Source organism: Pseudomonas sp. P1_A1 (genome assembly GCF_056406935.1).
Genome location: NZ_JBFTZE010000010.1, coordinates 182,653 through 201,155, shown reverse-complemented (window position 1 = coordinate 201,155; position 18,503 = coordinate 182,653). Strand labels below are relative to the sequence as shown.

The 18,503-nt window shown below is 60.3% G+C and carries 19 protein-coding genes; 1 reads left to right on the top strand and 18 read right to left on the bottom strand.

The window, feature by feature from the left end:
* Window positions 1-42: 42 nt before the first annotated feature.
* The 7 genes from AC1D2Q_RS17120 to flhA all read right to left on the bottom strand — a co-directional run bounded on the left by AC1D2Q_RS17120 (window position 43) and on the right by flhA (window position 8,832).
* Window positions 43-2,295: a chemotaxis protein CheA gene (locus AC1D2Q_RS17120; RefSeq protein ID WP_477813927.1), complete on the bottom strand. Its 2,253-nt coding sequence runs from the start codon at window positions 2,293-2,295 to the stop codon at window positions 43-45.
* A gap of 37 nt (window positions 2,296-2,332) precedes the next feature.
* Window positions 2,333-3,121 (bottom strand): protein phosphatase CheZ, encoded by a 789-nt coding sequence (locus AC1D2Q_RS17115; RefSeq protein WP_018925061.1) that lies wholly within the window; start codon window positions 3,119-3,121, stop codon window positions 2,333-2,335.
* A gap of 21 nt (window positions 3,122-3,142) precedes the next feature.
* Window positions 3,143-3,514 (bottom strand): chemotaxis response regulator CheY, encoded by a 372-nt coding sequence (locus AC1D2Q_RS17110; protein WP_167331167.1) that lies wholly within the window; start codon window positions 3,512-3,514, stop codon window positions 3,143-3,145.
* Between the two features lie 167 nt (window positions 3,515-3,681).
* On the bottom strand, window positions 3,682-4,422 hold the full coding sequence (gene fliA, locus AC1D2Q_RS17105; RefSeq protein ID WP_007894214.1) for an RNA polymerase sigma factor FliA: 741 nt from the start codon (window positions 4,420-4,422) through the stop codon (window positions 3,682-3,684).
* Complete coding sequence (gene fleN / locus AC1D2Q_RS17100) at window positions 4,419-5,249, bottom strand: flagellar synthesis regulator FleN (protein ID WP_003222917.1); 831 nt, start codon at window positions 5,247-5,249, stop codon at window positions 4,419-4,421. The genes fliA and fleN overlap by 4 nt, the downstream gene beginning before the upstream one ends.
* Window positions 5,250-5,365: 116 nt before the next feature.
* A complete protein-coding gene (gene flhF, locus AC1D2Q_RS17095) occupies window positions 5,366-6,691 on the bottom strand; it encodes a flagellar biosynthesis GTPase FlhF (RefSeq protein WP_018925058.1) in 1,326 nt (441 codons plus the stop codon).
* 11 nt (window positions 6,692-6,702) lie between these two features.
* A complete protein-coding gene (gene flhA, locus AC1D2Q_RS17090; protein ID WP_477813926.1) occupies window positions 6,703-8,832 on the bottom strand; it encodes a flagellar biosynthesis protein FlhA in 2,130 nt (709 codons plus the stop codon).
* A gap of 307 nt (window positions 8,833-9,139) precedes the next feature.
* On the opposite strand from flhA, the gene AC1D2Q_RS17085 reads away from it, so the two are divergent.
* Window positions 9,140-9,289 carry a hypothetical protein gene (locus AC1D2Q_RS17085; protein ID WP_019648112.1) on the top strand — a complete coding sequence of 50 codons (150 nt, stop codon included), beginning with the start codon at window positions 9,140-9,142 and terminating at the stop codon, window positions 9,287-9,289.
* A gap of 48 nt (window positions 9,290-9,337) precedes the next feature.
* Here the strand turns inward: AC1D2Q_RS17085 and flhB are convergent, their stop codons facing one another.
* The 11 genes from flhB to AC1D2Q_RS17030 form a co-directional block, all read right to left on the bottom strand.
* Window positions 9,338-10,477, bottom strand: a complete 1,140-nt coding sequence (flhB, locus tag AC1D2Q_RS17080; RefSeq protein ID WP_477813925.1) for a flagellar biosynthesis protein FlhB — start codon at window positions 10,475-10,477, stop codon at window positions 9,338-9,340.
* A 3-nt stretch (window positions 10,478-10,480) separates the two neighbouring features.
* Entirely contained in the window at window positions 10,481-11,263 is a 783-nt protein-coding gene (fliR, locus tag AC1D2Q_RS17075; RefSeq protein WP_477813924.1) for a flagellar biosynthetic protein FliR, read from the bottom strand.
* 3 nt (window positions 11,264-11,266) lie between these two features.
* A complete protein-coding gene (gene fliQ, locus AC1D2Q_RS17070; protein ID WP_007938648.1) occupies window positions 11,267-11,536 on the bottom strand; it encodes a flagellar biosynthesis protein FliQ in 270 nt (89 codons plus the stop codon).
* On the bottom strand, window positions 11,533-12,291 hold the full coding sequence (fliP, locus tag AC1D2Q_RS17065) for a flagellar type III secretion system pore protein FliP (protein ID WP_007938646.1): 759 nt from the start codon (window positions 12,289-12,291) through the stop codon (window positions 11,533-11,535). The genes fliQ and fliP overlap by 4 nt, the downstream gene beginning before the upstream one ends.
* On the bottom strand, window positions 12,291-12,740 hold the full coding sequence (gene fliO, locus AC1D2Q_RS17060) for a flagellar biosynthetic protein FliO (protein ID WP_019579581.1): 450 nt from the start codon (window positions 12,738-12,740) through the stop codon (window positions 12,291-12,293). The genes fliP and fliO overlap by 1 nt, the downstream gene beginning before the upstream one ends.
* A complete protein-coding gene (fliN, locus tag AC1D2Q_RS17055; RefSeq protein ID WP_019579580.1) occupies window positions 12,741-13,199 on the bottom strand; it encodes a flagellar motor switch protein FliN in 459 nt (152 codons plus the stop codon).
* 56 nt (window positions 13,200-13,255) lie between these two features.
* Window positions 13,256-14,224, bottom strand: a complete 969-nt coding sequence (fliM, locus tag AC1D2Q_RS17050; RefSeq protein ID WP_007938639.1) for a flagellar motor switch protein FliM — start codon at window positions 14,222-14,224, stop codon at window positions 13,256-13,258.
* Between the two features lie 9 nt (window positions 14,225-14,233).
* Complete coding sequence (gene fliL / locus AC1D2Q_RS17045) at window positions 14,234-14,734, bottom strand: flagellar basal body-associated protein FliL (RefSeq protein ID WP_258612525.1); 501 nt, start codon at window positions 14,732-14,734, stop codon at window positions 14,234-14,236.
* Window positions 14,735-14,942: 208 nt separating this feature from the next.
* Entirely contained in the window at window positions 14,943-16,310 is a 1,368-nt protein-coding gene (locus AC1D2Q_RS17040; protein ID WP_477813923.1) for a flagellar hook-length control protein FliK, read from the bottom strand.
* Window positions 16,311-16,415: 105 nt separating this feature from the next.
* Window positions 16,416-16,763 carry an Hpt domain-containing protein gene (locus AC1D2Q_RS17035; protein WP_007938634.1) on the bottom strand — a complete coding sequence of 116 codons (348 nt, stop codon included), beginning with the start codon at window positions 16,761-16,763 and terminating at the stop codon, window positions 16,416-16,418.
* A 32-nt stretch (window positions 16,764-16,795) separates the two neighbouring features.
* A complete protein-coding gene (locus AC1D2Q_RS17030; protein ID WP_477813922.1) occupies window positions 16,796-18,502 on the bottom strand; it encodes an ATP-binding SpoIIE family protein phosphatase in 1,707 nt (568 codons plus the stop codon).
* Window position 18,503 lies beyond the last annotated feature (1 nt).

Sequence of the window (18,503 nt, the reverse complement as noted above, 5' to 3'; positions counted from 1 at the left end):
CCGTTAGACGGGGCGAGGCTCTGGCGCCCCGCTCCCCCAGAATCAAATACGCCGTGCGGCGTAACGCTTGAGCATGCTCGGAACATCGAGAATCAGAGCAATGCGGCCGTCACCGGTGATGGTGGCGCCGGACATGCCCGGGGTTCCCTGGAGCATTTTGCCCAATGGCTTGATGACCACTTCTTCCTGGCCCACCAACTGATCGACGACGAAGCCGATCCGTTGAGTACCCACCGAAAGGATCACCACATGGCCCTCGCGCTGCTCTTCGTGAGCGGCGGAGCTGACCAGCCAGCGCTTGAGGTAGAACAAGGGCAGCGCCTTGTCCCGCACGATCACCACTTCCTGGCCGTCCACCACGTTGGTGCGCGACAGGTCGAGGTGGAAGATCTCGTTGACGTTCACCAGCGGGAACGCGAACGCCTGGTTGCCGAGCATGACCATCAGCGTCGGCATGATCGCCAGGGTCAACGGGACCTTGATGACGATCTTCGAGCCTTTGCCCTTGGTCGAGTAGATATTGATGGTGCCGTTGAGCTGGGCGATCTTGGTTTTCACCACGTCCATGCCCACGCCACGACCGGACACGTCGGAGATCTCGGTCTTGGTCGAGAAGCCCGGCGCGAAGATCAGGTTGAAGCAATCGGACTCGCTGAGACGGTCCGCCGCATCCTTGTCCATCAAACCTTTTTTCACGGCGATGGCGCGCAAAACGTCAGCGTCCATGCCCTTGCCGTCATCGGAGATGGACAGCAGGATGTGATCGCCTTCCTGTTCTGCAGACAGAATCACTTTGCCGCTGCGAGGCTTGCCCATCGCTTCGCGATCAGCCGGCTCTTCGATACCGTGGTCGACCGAGTTGCGCACCAAGTGGACCAACGGGTCGGCCAGGGCCTCGACGAGGTTCTTGTCGAGGTCGGTTTCTTCGCCGACCAGTTCCAGGTTGATCTCTTTCTTGAGCTGGCGAGCCAGGTCGCGAACCAGACGCGGGAAGCGCCCGAAGACTTTCTTGATCGGTTGCATCCGGGTCTTCATGACCGCGGTTTGCAGGTCGGCCGTGACCACGTCGAGGTTCGACACGGCCTTGGACATGGCTTCGTCGCCGCTGTTGAGGCCCAGACGGACCAGGCGGTTACGCACCAGTACCAGCTCGCCGACCATGTTCATGATTTCGTCGAGACGCGCGGTGTCGACCCGCACGGTGGTCTCGGCTTCGCTGGTCGGTTTTTCTGCGGGCGGCGCGGCCGGGGCACGAGCAGGAGCCGGTGCTGCGGCGGCGGCAGGCTTCGGCGCTTCAGCTTTTGGCTCGGGAGCTTTGGCCACAGGTGCTGGCGCCTTGGCAACCGGAGTCGCTACCGAAGCAACAGCAGAAGCAGTGCCCACTTCAGTGAACTTGCCCTTGCCATGCAATTCGTCGAGCAGCGATTCGAATTCATGATCGGAGATCAGGTCGCTACCGGCCGCAGCGGCGGTTGGCGCAGCCGGGGCTGGCGCCGAAGCGATTGCCGATTCCAGCGCATCGACCGCAAAGTTGCCTTTGCCGTGCAACTGGTCGAGCAGTGCTTCGAACTCGTCGTCAGTGATGTCGGAGCTGTCGCCGGCGGCTTTCGGAGCAGCCGGTGCGGCGGGCGCTGCGGCTACTGCATCGGCGGCGAACTGGCCTTTGCCGTGCAGTTGATCGAGCAACGACTCGAACTCGGCATCGGTGATTTCGTCACTGGCGGCTGCATCGGCAGCAGGCTGCGAAACAGGCTGCGCAGCCGCTACAGGCGCCTCGGCCTGGGCCTTGACGGCGTTCAGCGAGTCCAGCAGTTGTTCGAATTCGTTATCGGTAATGTCACCCGATTCGCTTTCAGCGACCGGTGCTTCAACCACTTCAGCGACCGGCGCCGGTGCGTCTTCCATTTGCGGCTCGGCCAGACGGGCCAGCGCCGCGAGTAATTCAGGCGTGGCAGCCGTGATCGGGCTGCGTTCGCGGACTTCGCTGAACATGCTGTTCACCGCGTCCAGCGCTTCGAGAACCACGTCCATCAGTTCCGAGTCGACGCGACGCTCACCCTTGCGCAGGATGTCGAACACGTTCTCGGCGATGTGACAGCACTCCACCAGCTCGTTGAGCTGGAGGAAGCCGGCGCCCCCTTTTACAGTGTGAAAACCGCGAAAAATTGCATTGAGCAAGTCCGCATCATCGGGTCGGCTTTCCAGCTCGACCAGCTGCTCGGACAGTTGCTCTAGAATCTCGCCGGCCTCAACCAGGAAATCCTGAAGGATCTCTTCATCGGCGCCGAAGCTCATTAAGGGGGTGCTCCTACAGGTCTAAAAACCCAGAAAACTAAAATCCAAGACTGGATAACAAATCGTCCACATCGTCCTGACCGGACACAACGTCTTCTCTTTTATCGGCATGAATCTGCGGACCTTCACCCTGAGAGAGATGTTTTTGTGGATCTTTTTCAGCCAGCATCGCCTCACGGTCATGTTCGATACCCGCAAAGCGGTCTACGTGACTGGCCATGAGTACGAGCTTGAGCAGGTTGCTTTCAACTTCGGTGACCAATTGGGTCACACGCTTGATCACCTGGCCGGTGAGGTCCTGGTAATCCTGGGCCAGCAGAATGTCGTTGAGGTTGCTCGACACGACGCGGTTGTCTTCACTGCTGCGTGTCAGGAAACCGTCGACCCGCCGGGCCAGCTCGCGGAACTCTTCAGCCCCGACTTCGCGACGCATGAACCGTCCCCAATCCGTGCTCAGCGCCTGGGCTTCGTCGCTCAGGCTGTTGATCAGCGGCGTGGCGTTTTCCACCAGGTCCATGGTGCGGTTGGCCGCGGCCTCGGTCAGCTTGACCACATAGGACAGGCGCTCGGTGGCATCCGTGATCTGAGACACTTCCTCGGCTTGCGGCATGTGCGGGTCAATCTGGAAATTGACGATCGCGCTATGCAGCTCGCGGGTGAGCTTGCCCACTTCCTGATACAGGCCGCGGTCACGGGTCTGGTTGAGCTCATGGATCAGTTGCACAGCGTCGCCGAACTTGCCTTTTTCAAGGCTGTCGACCAGTTCGACCGCGTGTTTTTTCAGGGTCGACTCGAAATCGCCCTGTGAAGATTCGTTATGCTCCATAGCTCCCCCGTGCGCAGTACATCAGCCAATGCGTTCGAAAATCTTCTCGATTTTTTCTTTCAACGCCTGGGCCGTGAAGGGCTTGACCACATAGCCGTTAACACCGGCCTGGGCCGCTTCGATAATCTGCTCGCGCTTGGCTTCAGCGGTCACCATCAGCACCGGCAGATGCTTGAGCCTTTCATCGGCGCGCACCGCACGAAGCAGGTCGATGCCGGTCATCCCGGGCATGTTCCAGTCGGTCACCAGAAAATCGAAGTTACCGCTTTGCAGCATCGGCAACCCGGTCAACCCGTCATCGGCCTCGGCGGTGTTGGTGAACCCAAGGTCACGCAACAGGTTTTTTATGATCCGCCGCATCGTTGAGAAGTCATCAACGATGAGGATTTTCATGTTCTTGTCCAATTCGACCTCCAAGCAGTCTTAAACGCGCCCAGCACCTGGACGCGCCATTTCAATCAATCCGGCAAAGCACTCAATGACTGTCTGGAGCACAACAGATCGAGACCGGTACGGTTCAACACCACACCAGCTCCATTCGCAGTGTCCCCACACTGCCTTCAGCGCGCTCGCCACTCCCCCAAACGCCCCCGCAAACGGGCCGCGCACTGGCTGTGTAACTGGCTGACCCGAGATTCGCTAACCCCCAGGACCTCACCGATTTCCTTGAGATTCAACTCTTCGTCGTAGTACAGCGCCAACACCAGTCGCTCACGCTCCGGCAAATTGGCAATCGCGTCCGCCAGCGCCGCCTGGAAGCGTTCATCTTCCAGATCGCGTGACGGCTCGAGATGAGCACTCGCGCCATCCTCATGCAGCCCTTCGTGTTCGCCGTCCTGCAACAGATCGTCGAAACTGAATAACCGGCTGCCCAGGGTGTCGTTCAAAATCCCGTAATAATCGTCGAGACTCAATTGGAGTTCGGCCGCAACTTCGTGATCTTTAGCGTCACGGCCGGTTTTAGCTTCAATCGAGCGAATCGCGTCGCTGACCATGCGGGTATTGCGATGGACCGAACGTGGCGCCCAGTCCCCCTTGCGCACTTCATCGAGCATCGCGCCGCGGATTCGAATGCCCGCGTACGTCTCGAAACTCGCGCCTTTGCTGGCGTCGTATTTGGTTGATACTTCAAGCAGGCCGATCATCCCGGCCTGGATCAGGTCTTCGACCTGGACACTGGCCGGCAGACGCGCCAGCAAGTGGTAGGCAATGCGTTTGACCAGTGGCGCGTAACGCTCGATCAGCTCGTACTGCGCGTCACGTGCCGACTTCTTGTAGAGGTTGTAACCGCTGGCTGTCATAGCACGGGTCCTGCCGTTTGTTGCACGAGGCGCTCGACGAAAAACTCCAGGTGCCCACGCGGGTTGGCCGGCAGTGGCCAGGTATCGACCTTCTGTGCGATCGCCTTGAACGCCAGGGCGCACTTGGAACGCGGAAAGGCTTCATACACCGCGCGTTGCTTCTGCACAGCCTTGCGCACGCTTTCGTCGTAAGGCACCGCACCGACATATTGTAAGGCGACGTCGAGGAAGCGATCCGTGACCTTGGTCAACTTGGCAAACAGGTTGCGGCCCTCCTGCGGGCTCTGCGCCATGTTGGCCAAGACGCGGAAGCGGTTCATGCCGTAGTCGCGGTTAAGCAGTTTGATCAGCGCGTAGGCGTCGGTGATCGAGGTCGGCTCGTCGCACACCACCAGCAAGACTTCCTGCGCGGCGCGCACGAAGCTGACTACCGAGTCACCAATGCCCGCAGCGGTGTCGATCACCAATACGTCGAGGTTGTCGCCGATGTCGCTGAATGCCTGGATCAGGCCGGCATGCTGGGCCGGGCTCAGATGAACCATGCTCTGGGTGCCGGAGGCGGCCGGAACGATGCGGATACCGCCAGGCCCTTGCAACAGCACGTCGCGCAGCTCACAGCGGCCTTCGATCACGTCGGCCAGCGTGCGTTTGGGTGTCAGTCCCAACAGAACGTCGACGTTCGCCAGCCCCAGATCGGCATCCAGCAGCATGACGCGCCGGCCGAGCTCAGCTAGAGCCAGGGACAAGTTCACTGACACGTTAGTCTTCCCGACGCCACCTTTGCCGCCGGTCACCGCGATCACCTGTACGGGATGCATGCTGCCCATGTTATTTCTTTACCTTGTCTTACTTAGACGGAGGCCACATTACTGGCTGCGCGTTCACCATCGGAACAATGCATGGCAGACCATCGATGTAGGTACAAAAAATGTTCATTAACACCTCAGCCAACCTGCTTGGTCGGGCTGTGGTAAATATCAGCGAACATGTCAGCCATGGCTTCTTCGCTGGGTTCTTCCTGCATTTGTACGCTAACGGCGCGGCTGACCAACTGATGACGACGTGGCAGATGCAAATCATCCGGAATCCGCGGACCATCGGTCAGGTAAGCCACCGGCAACTCATGACTGATCGCCAGGCTCAACACCTCGCCCAGACTTGCCGTTTCATCCAGTTTAGTCAGGATGCAGCCGGCGAGGCCGCAGCGTTTGTAACTGTGATAAGCGGCGGTTAGAACCTGTTTCTGGCTGGTGGTTGCCAGGACCAGATAATTTTTTGATTTGATGCCGCGCCCGGCCAGGCTTTCGAGCTGCATCCGCAGTGCCGGATCGCTGGCCTGAAGGCCGGCGGTATCGATCAGCACCACGCGTTTGCGCAGCAAGGGCTCCAGCGCCTGCACCAGGGATTGGCCCGGGTCAACGTGGGTCACCGACACATTGAGGATCCGGCCCAGTGTCTTGAGCTGCTCCTGGGCACCAATGCGATAGCTGTCCATGCTCACCAGCGCGATGTTCTGCGCGCCGTACTTGAGCACGTAACGGGCCGCAAGCTTGGCCAGCGTGGTGGTCTTGCCCATGCCGGCCGGACCGACCATGGCAATCACACCGCCCTCTTCCAGTGGCTCGACTTCCGGGGTGGCGATCATCCGCGCCAGGTGCGCGAGCAACATGCGCCAGGCCTGACGAGGCTCTTCAATGTCGGTAATCAGTGCCAGCAGATCGCGCGACAACGGGCCGGACAGGCCGATGCGTTGCAGGCGACGCCAGAGGTTGGCCTGGGCCGGACGGCTGCCTTGCAGCTGATTCCAGGCCAGCGAGCCAAGCTGCACTTCCATCAGTTCACGCAGGCTGTTGAGCTCGAAACGCATCGAATCGAAGGCGCGCGGATCGACACCGGTCGCCGCAGCAGGCGCGGGGGCCGGACGCCGAGGTTCGGCGAGCGCCGGTTCGATCAGCGGTTCGGCGGCGGTCAACGGCAGGCCGGCGAACAACTGGCGATTGGTGGTCTTGTCGCTCTCGCCATCGCCGCGCAGGCTCAGTTCGGCCTGGGCGGTGACGATCCGCGACTGGGTCTTGCGCAGCTCATCCTCGAGTTCCATGTTCGGAACACGCGGGGCCAGCGCCGACAATTTGTAATCCAGGGCAGCCGTCAGCTCGACACCGCCGGCGATCCGGCGATTGCCAATGATGGCGGCATCAGCGCCCAGCTCATCACGAACCAGTTTCATGGCCTGACGCATATCGGCGGCGAAAAAACGCTTAACTTGCATAAACCACTACCTCAGCCGTTGGGCCCTACTGTCGCAACGATGGTCACTTGCTTGTTGTCAGGAATTTCCTGGTAAGCCAACACGTGCAAACCCGGCACTGCCATCCGACCGAATCGCGAGAGCATCGCGCGAACCGGCCCGGCCACCAGCAGAATCACCGGCTGACCTTGCATTTCCTGACGCTGCGCCGCATCGATCAACGAGCGTTGCAGTTTTTCCGCCATGCTTGGCTCCAGCAGAACGCCCTCTTCCGAGCCTTGTCCTGCCTTCTGAAGACTATTGAGCAATATTTGTTCCAACCTTGGTTCCAAGGTGATCACAGGCAGCTCCGACTCAGTGCCTACAATGCTTTGCACGATTGCACGGGATACGCCGACGCGCACCGCGGCCACCAAAGCGGCGGTATCTTGACTCTTGGCAGCGTTGTTCGCGATGGCTTCGGCGATGCTGCGGATGTCCCGCACCGGCACCTGTTCGGCCAGCAACGCCTGCAAGACTTTGAGCAGTTGCGACAGCGAAACCACCCCTGGCACCAACTCTTCGGCCAGCTTCGGTGAGCTTTTGGCCAGCAATTGCATGAGTTGCTGGACTTCTTCGTGGCCGATCAGCTCGCTGGAGTGCTTGTACAGAATCTGGTTCAAGTGGGTCGCCACCACCGTACTGGCATCGACCACGGTGTAACCGAGGGATTGCGCCTGGGCACGCTGGCTGATTTCGATCCACACCGCTTCCAGGCCAAAAGCCGGATCTTTGGCGGTGATGCCATTGAGCGTGCCGTAGACCTGCCCCGGGTTGATCGCCAGCTCGCGCTCCGGGTAAATCTCCGCTTCAGCCAGGATCACGCCCATCAGGGTCAGGCGATAGGCGCTAGGCGCCAGGTCGAGGTTGTCACGGATATGCACAGTCGGCATCAGGAAGCCCAGGTCCTGGGAGAGCTTTTTACGCACCCCCTTGATCCGCGCCAGCAACTGCCCACCCTGGTTGCGATCCACCAGCGGAATCAGGCGGTAGCCCACTTCCAGGCCAATCATGTCGATCGGCGTCACGTCATCCCAGCCAAGCTCCTTGGTTTCCTGAGCCCGGGCCGGCGACGGCAGCAACTCCTGCTGACGTTTGACCTCTTGCAGGGCCTGGACCTTGACCGCGTTCTGCTTCTTCCAGAACAGGTAAGCGCCACCGGCCGCCAGGGCTGCCATGGACAGAAAGGAAACGTGCGGCATGCCGGGCACCAGGCCCATCACCGCCATCAAGCCTGCGGCCACCGCCAAGGCTTTCGGCGAGGCGAACATCTGACGATTGATTTGTTTACCCATGTCTTCCGAGCCGGAAGCACGGGTCACCATGATCGCGGCGGCGGTCGACAACAGCAGTGATGGCAATTGCGCCACCAAACCGTCACCGATGGTCAACAGCGCATAAACCTTGCCGGCATCACCAAAGCTCATGCCGTGCTGGAAGATACCCACCGCCATGCCGCCGATCAGGTTGATGAACAGAATCAGCAGGCCGGCGATGGCGTCACCGCGCACGAACTTGCTGGCACCGTCCATGGAACCGTAGAACTCGGCCTCCTGGGCGACTTCCATCCGGCGCAGTTTCGCCTGGTTCTGATCGATCAGGCCGGCGTTCAAGTCGGCGTCGATCGCCATCTGTTTACCGGGCATCGCGTCGAGGGTGAAACGCGCGCTCACCTCGGAAATCCGCCCCGCGCCTTTGGTGACCACAACGAAGTTGATGATCATCAAAATCGCGAAGACCACGATACCGACCACGTAGTTACCGCCGATCACCACTTCACCGAAGGCCTGAATCACCTTACCGGCGGCGGCATGGCCGTCCTGACCGTGGAGCATCACCACTCGCGTGGAGGCTACGTTCAGCGCCAGCCGCAGTAACGTCGCCACCAGCAGAATGGTCGGGAACACCGCAAAATCCAGCGGCCGCAAGGCGTATACACAGACCAGCAACACGACAATGGACAGGGCAATGTTGAACGTGAAAAACACGTCCAGCAGGAACGGCGGCACCGGCAACATCATCATGGCCAGCATGACCAGCAGCAACAGCGGCACACCCAGATTGCCCCGACTGAGGTCGGCGACGTTTGTGCGGGCACTGTTGATTAACTGAGAGCGATCCACCGGTTTTCCCCGTTCCTTTAAAGCAAACTTTTGACGCCTGAAGCAGGCGCAGGGCGGCTATTGCAAGAAGCCTTCCAACTTTTGCCAAGGAGGGAAATAGAGAGATTTGTTGAGCCGGGCAGCAGGCTCGGCAGCTGCTACGAATAGGGTGGATCAGAGGCAGGGCATGACATCGCTCAAGCTCACTGCCCCTGCCATTCGTCCAGAGACCTGCACAGCCGTAAGTTTTGATAGTAGCCAAAACCGCCTTATGGGTATTGGATGGTGATCATCAGCGTTGGTAATACCAAGCGCCGGAGCAGCGATCATGCCCAAGAAAGCGGTCAAGTCATTCAACGATGCCAAAGGCTTCGATCTGGTTGCGCCCAAGCAACAGGACGACAGGAAGAAACAGGAAAACAGTATCGCGAAAGAGCCCGGCAATGAAAAAGCCAATAGGCGGCATCAGCGCCCGTAGGCGCTGCCGAAGGCGGGGATCTTTTTGATTTCAGAGCCGTAGACCCGATCAGGAATCGCGACGCAGATCCGGCGGAATCGGCAAATCATCCTTCAGCGGATCCGGACGTTTGCCCTTGCCCGCGCGGTACTGGCGGATCTGGTAGACGTAAGCCAATACCTGAGCCACCGCCAGATACAGCCCACCTGGAATTTCCTGATCCAGTTCCGTGGAGTAGTAAATCGAACGCGCCAGGGCGGGCGATTCGAGCAACTGCACTTGGTTGGCCACGGCGATTTCGCGGATCTTCAAGGCCAGGAAGTCGCTACCCTTGGCGATCAGCATCGGCGCCCCGCCCTTTTCCGGATCGTACTTGAGCGCCACGGCGTAGTGGGTCGGGTTGGTGATGACCACGTCGGCATCAGGGATCGCAGCCATCATCCGCCGCTGCGACATCTCGCGCTGCAACTGGCGAATGCGTTGCTTGACCTCCGGCCGCCCTTCCTGGTCCTTGTGCTCGTCACGGATTTCCTGCTTGGTCATCTTGAGCTTATTCATGCTCTCCCAGAGCTGCACCGGCACGTCGACCGCTGCGATGATGATCAGCCCGCAAGCCATCCACAAGGTGCTCCAGCCGACCACTTGCAGGCTATGAATGATCGCCATGTCCAGCGGCTCGTGAGCGATGCGCAGCAGATCGTCGATGTCCGACGACAAGACCGCCAACGCCACGAACAACACGATGAAAAACTTCGCCAGAGCCTTGAGCAACTCCACCAGCGCCTTGGCCGAGAACATTCGTTTCAGGCCTGCGGCAGGGTTCATACGACTGAACTTGGGCGCCATGGAGCCAGCCGCAAACAGCCAGCCCCCCAGGGAAATCGGGCCGATCAGCGCGGCCAGCAGCAAGGTGATCATCACCGGCTGAATCGCGAACAAGGCGATCTGTCCCGAGTGCAGCAGATAAGTCGCCATGGAGCGCTGATCCAGAATCACCTCTCGCGAGAGCGAGAAGTTCATGCGCATCAGCTCCATCAAATCCTGGGCCAGGGCACCACCGAAAATCAGCAAAGCGCCGGCACCGGCGAGCATCACTGCCAGGGTGTTGAGCTCCTTGGAGCGCGCAATCTCGCCCTTCTCACGGGAGTCCTTTTTGCGTTTCTCCGTGGGGTCTTCTGTTTTGTCCTGACCGCTTTCGCTCTCAGCCATGACTCAGCGTGCCTGTGCCAGTTCGCGCAACAACTGCAAGGCCTCGGCGGCCAGCGGTTGATACTGATTGAGAATGTCCGCCAGGCCGACCCAAACGATGAACAGCCCAAGTACCAGGGTCAGCGGAAAGCCGATCGAGAAGATGTTCAACTGCGGCGCCGCCCGGGTCATCACGCCAAACGCAATGTTGACCACCAGCAACGCAGTGATCGCCGGCAACACCAGCAACAGCGCCGCACCGAGCACCCAGCCGAGCTTGCCGGCCAACTCCCAGAAATGATTGACCATCAACCCGCCACCGACCGGCAGCGTGGTGAAACTTTCGGTGAGGACTTCGAACACCACCAGATGGCCATTCATCGACAGGAACAACAGCGTCACCAGCATGGTGAAAAACTGCCCGATCACCGCCACCGACACGCCGTTCGTAGGGTCGACCATCGAAGCGAAACCCATACCCATCTGGATCGCGACAATTTGCCCGGCGACCACGAATGCCTGGAAAAACAGCTGCAAGGAGAAGCCCAACACCGCCCCGATGATGATTTGCTCGGCGATCAGCAGCATCGCGCTCAGGTCCAGCGCGTTGACCGCGGGCATGGGCGGCAGACCCGGTGCGATGACCACAGTGATCGCCACCGCGAAGTACAAACGCACGCGCTTGGGCACCAGCGTCGTGCCGAAAATCGGCATGACCATCAGCAACGAGCCGATGCGAAACAGCGGCAACATGAACGTCGCCACCCAGGTGCTGATCTGGGTATCGGTCAGCTGCAGCAGCGACATGGCTTAACCGATGACCTGAGGAATGCTGTGGTACAGCTGCAGAATGTATTCCATGAAGGTCTGCACCAGCCACGGGCCGGCAACGATCAGCGTCACCAGCATCACCAGCAGACGCGGCAGGAAGCTCAGGGTCTGTTCGTTGATCTGCGTGGCCGCCTGGAACATCGCCACCAACAGCCCCACCAGCAAGCTCGGGATCACCAGCACGGCGACCATCATGGTGGTCAGCCACAGCGCTTCGCGAAAGATGTCTACGGCAACTTCGGGCGTCATGGTGAAACACCGCCGAAGCTGCTGGCCAACGTGCCGATGATCAACGCCCAGCCATCCACCAGCACGAACAGCATGATTTTGAACGGCAGGGAAATGATCAGTGGCGAGAGCATCATCATACCCATCGCCATCAGCACACTGGCCACCACCAGGTCGATGATCAGGAACGGAATGAAGATCATGAAGCCAATCTGGAACGCGGTTTTCAGTTCCGAGGTCACGAACGCCGGCACCAGAATCGTCAGCGGCGCCTGATCCGGCGTAGCAATATCAGTGCGCTTGGACAGGCGCATGAACAGCTCCAGATCGCTGCTGCGAGTCTGGGCCAGCATGAAGTCCTTGATCGGCACCTGAGCCTTGGCGACAGCATCCTGAGCGGTGAGTTTCTCCGCCAGATACGGCTGCAAGGCATCCTGATTCACCCGATCGAACACCGGCGCCATGATAAACATGGTGAGGAACAGCGCCATGCCGGTGAGGATCTGGTTCGACGGTGTCTGCTGCAAGCCCAGGGCCTGACGCAGGATCGAGAAAACGATGATGATCCGGGTGAAACTGGTCATCAGCATGACGAACGCCGGGATGAAACTCAGCGCCGTCATGATCAGCAGGATTTGCAGGCTGACCGAGTATTCCTGAGCGCCATTGGCATTGGTGCCCAGGGTGATCGCCGGGATCGACAACGGATCGGCGGCGAACGCCAGTGGCGCAGCCAGCATCAGGGCCAGCGTCAAGACGATGCGTAACGCACCCATTACTTCTTATCCTTCTGATCCTTGCCGAGCATCTCCAACAGACGCTGGGCAAACTCCGGAGTCGCTTTCTCGGTTGCGCTCGGCACTTGTACCGGCTCCTTGAGCACATGCAACGCGGTGATGGTGCCGGGGCTCAGGCCGAGCAGAATCTGTTCGTTGCCGACCTGTACCAGCATCAAACGGTCACGGGGGCCGAGGGCTCGGGAACCGATCAACTCGATCACTTGCCCCTTGCCCGCCGGCCCGGCCTGCTGGACCCGGCGTAGCAGCCAGGCGAGGAAGAAGATCAACCCCAGCACCAGCAGCAAGCCGAACACCAATTGCGTCAATTGCCCGGCCACACCGCTGCTGACGGCTGGTGCGGCGGCCGCCGTCGCAGCAGTCGTCACCGACTCGGCCGCCAGTACGCTGGATGGCAAGGCCAACAGAACCGCAAGAACCTTGTTCACTCAGCGCAGCTTCTTGATGCGTTCGCTTGGGCTGATCACGTCGGTCAGGCGGATGCCGAACTTTTCGTTGACCACGACCACTTCGCCGTGGGCGATGAGCGTGCCGTTGACCAGCACGTCCAGCGGCTCGCCGGCCAGGCGATCGAGCTCGATTACCGAACCCTGGTTGAGTTGCAACAGGTTGCGGATGTTGATGTCGGTGCTGCCGACTTCCATGGAAATCGACACCGGGATATCGAGGATCACGTCCAGGTTCGGACCGTCCAGCGTCACTGGATCGTGGTTCTTCGGCACGCTGCCGAACTCTTCCATCGGCAGACGGTTGGAGCCCGACGTACCGGCATCGGCCGCCAGCAGCGCATCAATGTCGGCCTGCCCGGCGTCACCGGTTTCTTCCAGGGCCGCAGCCCATTCGTCGGCCAGTGCCTGGTCGTCCTGGGCGTTCATATCGTCGTTCATCATTTGTCCTCGGCGGGCAACAATTCAGTTAAATGCGTAGGGGGTACGAGCGCCGGTCAGCGGCGCTCGATCGGCTCGATCACTTGCAACGCGAGGTTGCCTTTGTGCGAGCCCATCTTGACCTTGAAGGCCGGCACGCCGTTGGCGCGCATGATCATTTCTTCCGGCATCTCGACCGGGATCACATCCCCGGGCTGCATGTGCAGGATGTCGCGAAGGCGCAGCTGGCGGCGAGCAACGGTGGCACCAATCGGTACGTCGACGTCCAGCACGTCCTGGCGCAAGGCGTTGATCCAGCGTTCGTCCTGATCGTCGAGGTCCGACTGGAAGCCGGCATCGAGCATCTCGCGCACCGGCTCGATCATCGAGTACGGCATGGTCACGTGCAGGTCGCCGCCACCGCCATCGAGTTCGATGTGGAACGTCGACACCACAATGGCTTCGCTCGGGCCGACGATGTTGGCCATGGCCGGGTTCACTTCCGAGTTGATGTACTCGAAGTTCACTTCCATGATCGCCTGCCAGGCTTCCTTCAAATCGACGAAAGCCTGCTCCAGCACCATGCGCACCACACGCAGTTCGGTGGGGGTGAATTCACGCCCTTCGATCTTCGCGTGACGGCCGTCGCCGCCGAAGAAGTTGTCCACCAGCTTGAACACCAGTTTGGCGTCGAGGATGAACAGCGCGGTGCCGCGCAGCGGTTTGATCTTGACCAGGTTGAGGCTGGTCGGCACGTACAGCGAGTGCACGTATTCGCCGAACTTCATCACCTGCACACCACCGACGGCAACGTCCGCCGAGCGGCGCAGCATGTTGAACATGCTGATGCGGGTGTAGCGGGCGAAACGCTCGTTGATCATTTCCAGCGTCGGCATGCGTCCACGGACGATGCGATCCTGGCTGGTCAGGTCGTAGCTTTTGACACTGCCGGGTTCGGCAGCGTTATCGGTCTGTACCAGACCATCGTCGACGCCATGCAACAGCGCATCGATCTCATCCTGGGACAGCAGGTCCTGCACGGCCATGTCGTGTTCCTACTGCAGTACGAAATTAGTGAAAAGCAACTGTTCGATCACCACTTTGCCCAGCTCTTTCTGCGCCACTTCCTGCACGCTGGCCGTGGCTTTCTGACGCAACATCTCCTGGCCGACCGGGGTCGCCAGCGTGGCGAAATCCTGACCGGAAAACAGCATGACCAGGTTATTGCGGATCACTGGCATGTGGACTTTGAGCGCCTCCAGATCAGCCTGATTACGCCCCAGCATGGTGATGCTCACCTGCATGTAGCGCTGACGGCCGTTCTGGGTGTAGTTGGCCACGAAGGCTGGAGCCATTGGCTCGAAGATCGCCGGCTGCTTGCCGACCACAGCGGTTTCAGCCGCGGCGGCAGGCTTGCTCTGGGCGCCGTGCATGAAGAACCAGGTCGCCCCCACGGACAAGCCGATCGCCAGCAGCAGGGCCACGACGATCACAATGATCAGCTTGATTTTGCCTTTGGTTGCGGGGTCTTTTACTACTGCTTCGCTCTTCGCCATGCCAATAATCCGTCACTATTCGGGTTTTCACAGTCGCACGGCAAGGCAAGAGCAAGTGTTATGCCAGAAGTGTCTGGGGCTATATGGAGGCGGCAGGCAGGCAACGAAAATCAAAAGATCGCAGCCTTCGGCAGCTCCTACATTTGGATGGTGTACACCTGTAGGAGCTGCCGAAGGCTGCGATCTTTTGAGGGGGGGGCCTGATTTATCAGGCGTAATAATCGACCGCGCTGGTGCCGATCACGCTGGTGGTGTTGGCGGCCACGTCAGCGACCGTCGCAGGAAGCTCCTCATCGATGGAATCGAGGCGACCGCCACTGGCATTGGTGCGCCCGCCCTGCCCCTGTTGAGCCTGTTCCTGCCCCTGGCCCTGCCAGCCACGTGACTGATCGGAAACGTTGACGTCGACCTGGCCCATGCCCTGCTGCGCGAACATGTCCCGCAGGCGATGCATTTGCCCGTCGAGTGCTTCGCGAACGCTTGGGTGAGCGCTCATGAAGGTCACTTGGGTCTGCTGATCCGGAACCATGTTCACCCGAATATCGAGGCGTCCCAGTTCGGCCGGTTGCAACTGGATGTCCGCCGCCTTGAGATTGGCGCTGGACAGGTACATGACCCGGTTGACCACCTCTTCGGTCCAACCGCTCTGATGCATGGCGATCGGTTGGTTCACCGGCAATGCATTGGCAGTCTTGGGTGTTGCCGCCTGGGTCAGAGCCGCCAGACGATTGGCGAAGTCATCGACACGGGTGTCGCTGCTGGCGGACTTGAGATCCTTGAGGCCATCATCGATCAGGCCACTGAAAGCCTTCTCGCCGCCCTGGCTGGTACTGTCCTGATCGGCCTGCACATCGAGCATGCTTGCCATGCCCGCGGCAAAGTTCTGTGCCGAGGTCAGCTCGCCGTCGACGTGAGCCTGAGTCGGCGCCGCTTTTGGCTGAGCCTGGCTGGCGGCCGAAACGTGCCCGCTCTGCTCCATCGCCATGCGCACGGCCGGCAGCGCATCGAGAGGATCGGCTTCGGGATCGAAATCAGGGTCGGTGGTCGCAGCGGCCTGCGTCGCTGTCGCGGCAACAGCGGCTGCGACGGGTGTTTGTACGGTTGACTGCACAGCGGCGACAACCGGTGGGGTTTCCGGCACAGGGGCTGGCAGCACCGGCTGTACCACTTGCATCAACGCCGGATCGAGGGCTGGATCGACAGGCGCGGTATCGACTACCGGCGTCGTCGGCTCGGCGGTATCGGGCGCGTCATCGCTGGCGGTCTTGTCATCGGCCTGCGCCGGTTTATCGGCGGGCAAGGATTTGCCGCTATCGGCAACCGTCGGTTCCTGGGCGGCAGACGAGTCGTTGCCCACGTCCTTTTTGCCAGTGTTGTCCGAGGCATTGTCACGTACGGGTTTAGCCGATCCGTCCGCCGTGGACGAAGGCTTGTTCTGGGCCTGATTGGCGTAGACCTGAGCGAAGCTGGACGCCTTGTCCCCGGGCTCAGCCGTCGACGCCGGGGTATTGGCGGACACGGCTTGAGTCTTGGCCGCAGCCGCGGCCTGAAGAAGAATATTTGGGGTAACGGGCATGGAACGGTCTCCGCTGCACTGGGATCGTAGGTACAGTTGAGTAAGTTGACTGCAAGGGTCGAGCCAGCTTTGTTCGCTGGCCGCCAAAAGCGCCGGATGGTTGTCTTATTCAGCCAGGGAGCGCTGGCGCTCTGCCTCGAAAAGCGGTCGAACAATCGCGAATTCGCCGTCGATTTCTCCAACCAGCGCTTCAATGCCTTCAAGTTTTTTCTCTTTGGCTCGCTGCTCCAGCTCATGGCACAGTTCGGCCAGCCGGGTCGCGCCCATGTTGCTGCTACTGCCCTTGAAACTGTGCGCCGTGGCGCCTAACCGATCGGCATCGTCAGCCTGGCGCAGCAAGCTCAAGCGCTCTTCGGAATCGCTGAGAAAGGTATCGAGCAATTCTGGGTACCCGTCTTCCATAACCTCTTGCAGCGCGCTCAGCACGTCGCGATCCAGATGTGTGTCGTCCACTTGTTCACTCCTTTGATCAAGAATGCCTGGGATTATGCCTGAGCCTCCCAGAAAAACTCCACGTGAGCACTGCGCCCATTATCGGACCAGCGCGCACGATGACTCAACTGGCGGATCAAACTGACGCCACGTCCCGACAGACGGACATCATCGACCGGACGCTCCATCACCCGCGCTACATCGAAGCCCTTGCCACTGTCTTCGACCCGGACGGCCAGGCAACCGCCCTCGTCGTTTGGCGTCACCTGCAAATGCACTCGCACATAGCCGTCCCGCAATTCGTCCAGGCGCGCATTGCGCTGCTGATAATAGCGAGCAAAACCCGAAGCATCGCGCTTCAGGTTTGAATCCAGGCCCAGCACGCCATGCTCCAGGGCATTGGAATAAAGTTCTGCCAGCACACTGTAGAGTGCGCCACTCTGGGCCCGCAGGCCGTGCACCTCAAGCAGCAATTGCATCAGGTACGGCAGCGGGTTGAAGCGTTTGAGGGTAGTGGCACGGAACTCGAAACTGACCGACCAGTCCAGCGGGCTCGATTGGCCGCTGTCGGAATACACCGGCGCCGGCAGGCTCAGTTGCGCAGCTTCCAGCAGACGGACTTCAACCATGCTCACGTCATCGCGAGCCTCGCCGCGAAAGTCCCGCAGGGCCTGTTCGATTTCTTCGAACAGCGCATCAGGCTGACGATTGACTGCAAACACCTGCTCCAATCGCTCTACGCCAAACAACTGCTCATTGGCATCGCTGGTATCGATCACTCCATCAGACAACAGGAACACCCGATCCCCGACGGCCATCGGGAACACCTCGGTGCGGTCATCGAAGGTTTGCGGGCTCAACACGCCCAGCGGCAAGTGCCGTGCCGTCAGCGCTGTACGCTCGCCACTGGCGATGCTGTGCAGATAACCGTCCGGCATCCCGCCGTTCCAGACTTCCACCGATCCTCGCTGAAAGCTCAGGCACAGCATGGCCGCACAGCAGAACATGTCGACCGGCAGGATGCGTTTGAGCTTGGCGTTCATCTCGCGCAGGGTTTCGGACAAGCCGTAACCCTTGGCGGTCATGCCATAGAAGACTTCGGCCAACGGCATGGCACCGACAGCGGCCGGCAAACCATGGCCGGTGAAATCGCCGAGCAACACATGCATGTCGCCGGCCGGGGTGAACGCGGCCAGTAGCAGATCGCCGTTGAACAGCGCATAGGGCGATTGCAGATAGCGGATGTTCGGCGCATTCAGGCAACCGGAGTGGGCCACCTTGTCGAACACGGCTTTGGCCACTCGCTGTTCGTTGAGCAGGTAATCGTGGTGCCTGGCGATCAGATCGCGCTGTTCCAGCACCGTGGCCTGCAAACGCCGCAAGCGGTCCATGGCCTTGATCTTGGCCGCGAGGATCACCTGGTTGTAAGGCTTTGCCAGAAAGTCGTCGCCCCCGGCCTCCAGACAACGAGCCAGGGCTTCGCTTTCGGTCAGCGACGTCAGAAAGATGATCGGCACCAGGGTTTCGCCGGCCAGCGCCTTGATTTGCTGCGCGGCCTCGAAGCCGTCCATCACCGGCATCATGGCGTCCATCAGCACCAGGTGCGGTCGCTGCGAGCAAAACGCCTCGACCGCCTCGGCGCCATTACTGGCGGTCAGCACTTCATGGCCCTGACGACGGACGATAGTCGACAGCAGCATGCGATCGGCCGCGCTGTCTTCAGCAATCAGTATCGTCAGCGGCTCGAGCGGCGGCTGCATG

What these genes read in the sequence shown, in the direction of transcription:
- AC1D2Q_RS17120 (WP_477813927.1), bottom strand. Translation starts at nt 2,295, where the DNA reads ATGAGCTTCGGCGCCGATGAAGAGATCCTTCAGGATTTCCTGGTTGAG.
- AC1D2Q_RS17115 (WP_018925061.1), bottom strand. Translation starts at nt 3,121, where the DNA reads ATGGAGCATAACGAATCTTCACAGGGCGATTTCGAGTCGACCCTGAAA.
- AC1D2Q_RS17110 (WP_167331167.1), bottom strand. Translation starts at nt 3,514, where the DNA reads ATGAAAATCCTCATCGTTGATGACTTCTCAACGATGCGGCGGATCATA.
- fliA (WP_007894214.1), bottom strand. Translation starts at nt 4,422, where the DNA reads ATGACAGCCAGCGGTTACAACCTCTACAAGAAGTCGGCACGTGACGCG.
- fleN (WP_003222917.1), bottom strand. Translation starts at nt 5,249, where the DNA reads ATGGGCAGCATGCATCCCGTACAGGTGATCGCGGTGACCGGCGGCAAA.
- flhF (WP_018925058.1), bottom strand. Translation starts at nt 6,691, where the DNA reads ATGCAAGTTAAGCGTTTTTTCGCCGCCGATATGCGTCAGGCCATGAAA.
- AC1D2Q_RS17085 (WP_019648112.1), top strand. Translation starts at nt 9,140, where the DNA reads ATGCCCAAGAAAGCGGTCAAGTCATTCAACGATGCCAAAGGCTTCGAT.
- flhB (WP_477813925.1), bottom strand. Translation starts at nt 10,477, where the DNA reads ATGGCTGAGAGCGAAAGCGGTCAGGACAAAACAGAAGACCCCACGGAG.
- fliR (WP_477813924.1), bottom strand. Translation starts at nt 11,263, where the DNA reads ATGTCGCTGCTGCAGCTGACCGATACCCAGATCAGCACCTGGGTGGCG.
- fliQ (WP_007938648.1), bottom strand. Translation starts at nt 11,536, where the DNA reads ATGACGCCCGAAGTTGCCGTAGACATCTTTCGCGAAGCGCTGTGGCTG.
- fliP (WP_007938646.1), bottom strand. Translation starts at nt 12,291, where the DNA reads ATGGGTGCGTTACGCATCGTCTTGACGCTGGCCCTGATGCTGGCTGCG.
- fliN (WP_019579580.1), bottom strand. Translation starts at nt 13,199, where the DNA reads ATGAACGACGATATGAACGCCCAGGACGACCAGGCACTGGCCGACGAA.
- fliM (WP_007938639.1), bottom strand. Translation starts at nt 14,224, where the DNA reads ATGGCCGTGCAGGACCTGCTGTCCCAGGATGAGATCGATGCGCTGTTG.
- fliL (WP_258612525.1), bottom strand. Translation starts at nt 14,734, where the DNA reads ATGGCGAAGAGCGAAGCAGTAGTAAAAGACCCCGCAACCAAAGGCAAA.
- AC1D2Q_RS17040 (WP_477813923.1), bottom strand. Translation starts at nt 16,310, where the DNA reads ATGCCCGTTACCCCAAATATTCTTCTTCAGGCCGCGGCTGCGGCCAAG.
- AC1D2Q_RS17030 (WP_477813922.1), bottom strand. Translation starts at nt 18,502, where the DNA reads ATGCAGCCGCCGCTCGAGCCGCTGACGATACTGATTGCTGAAGACAGC.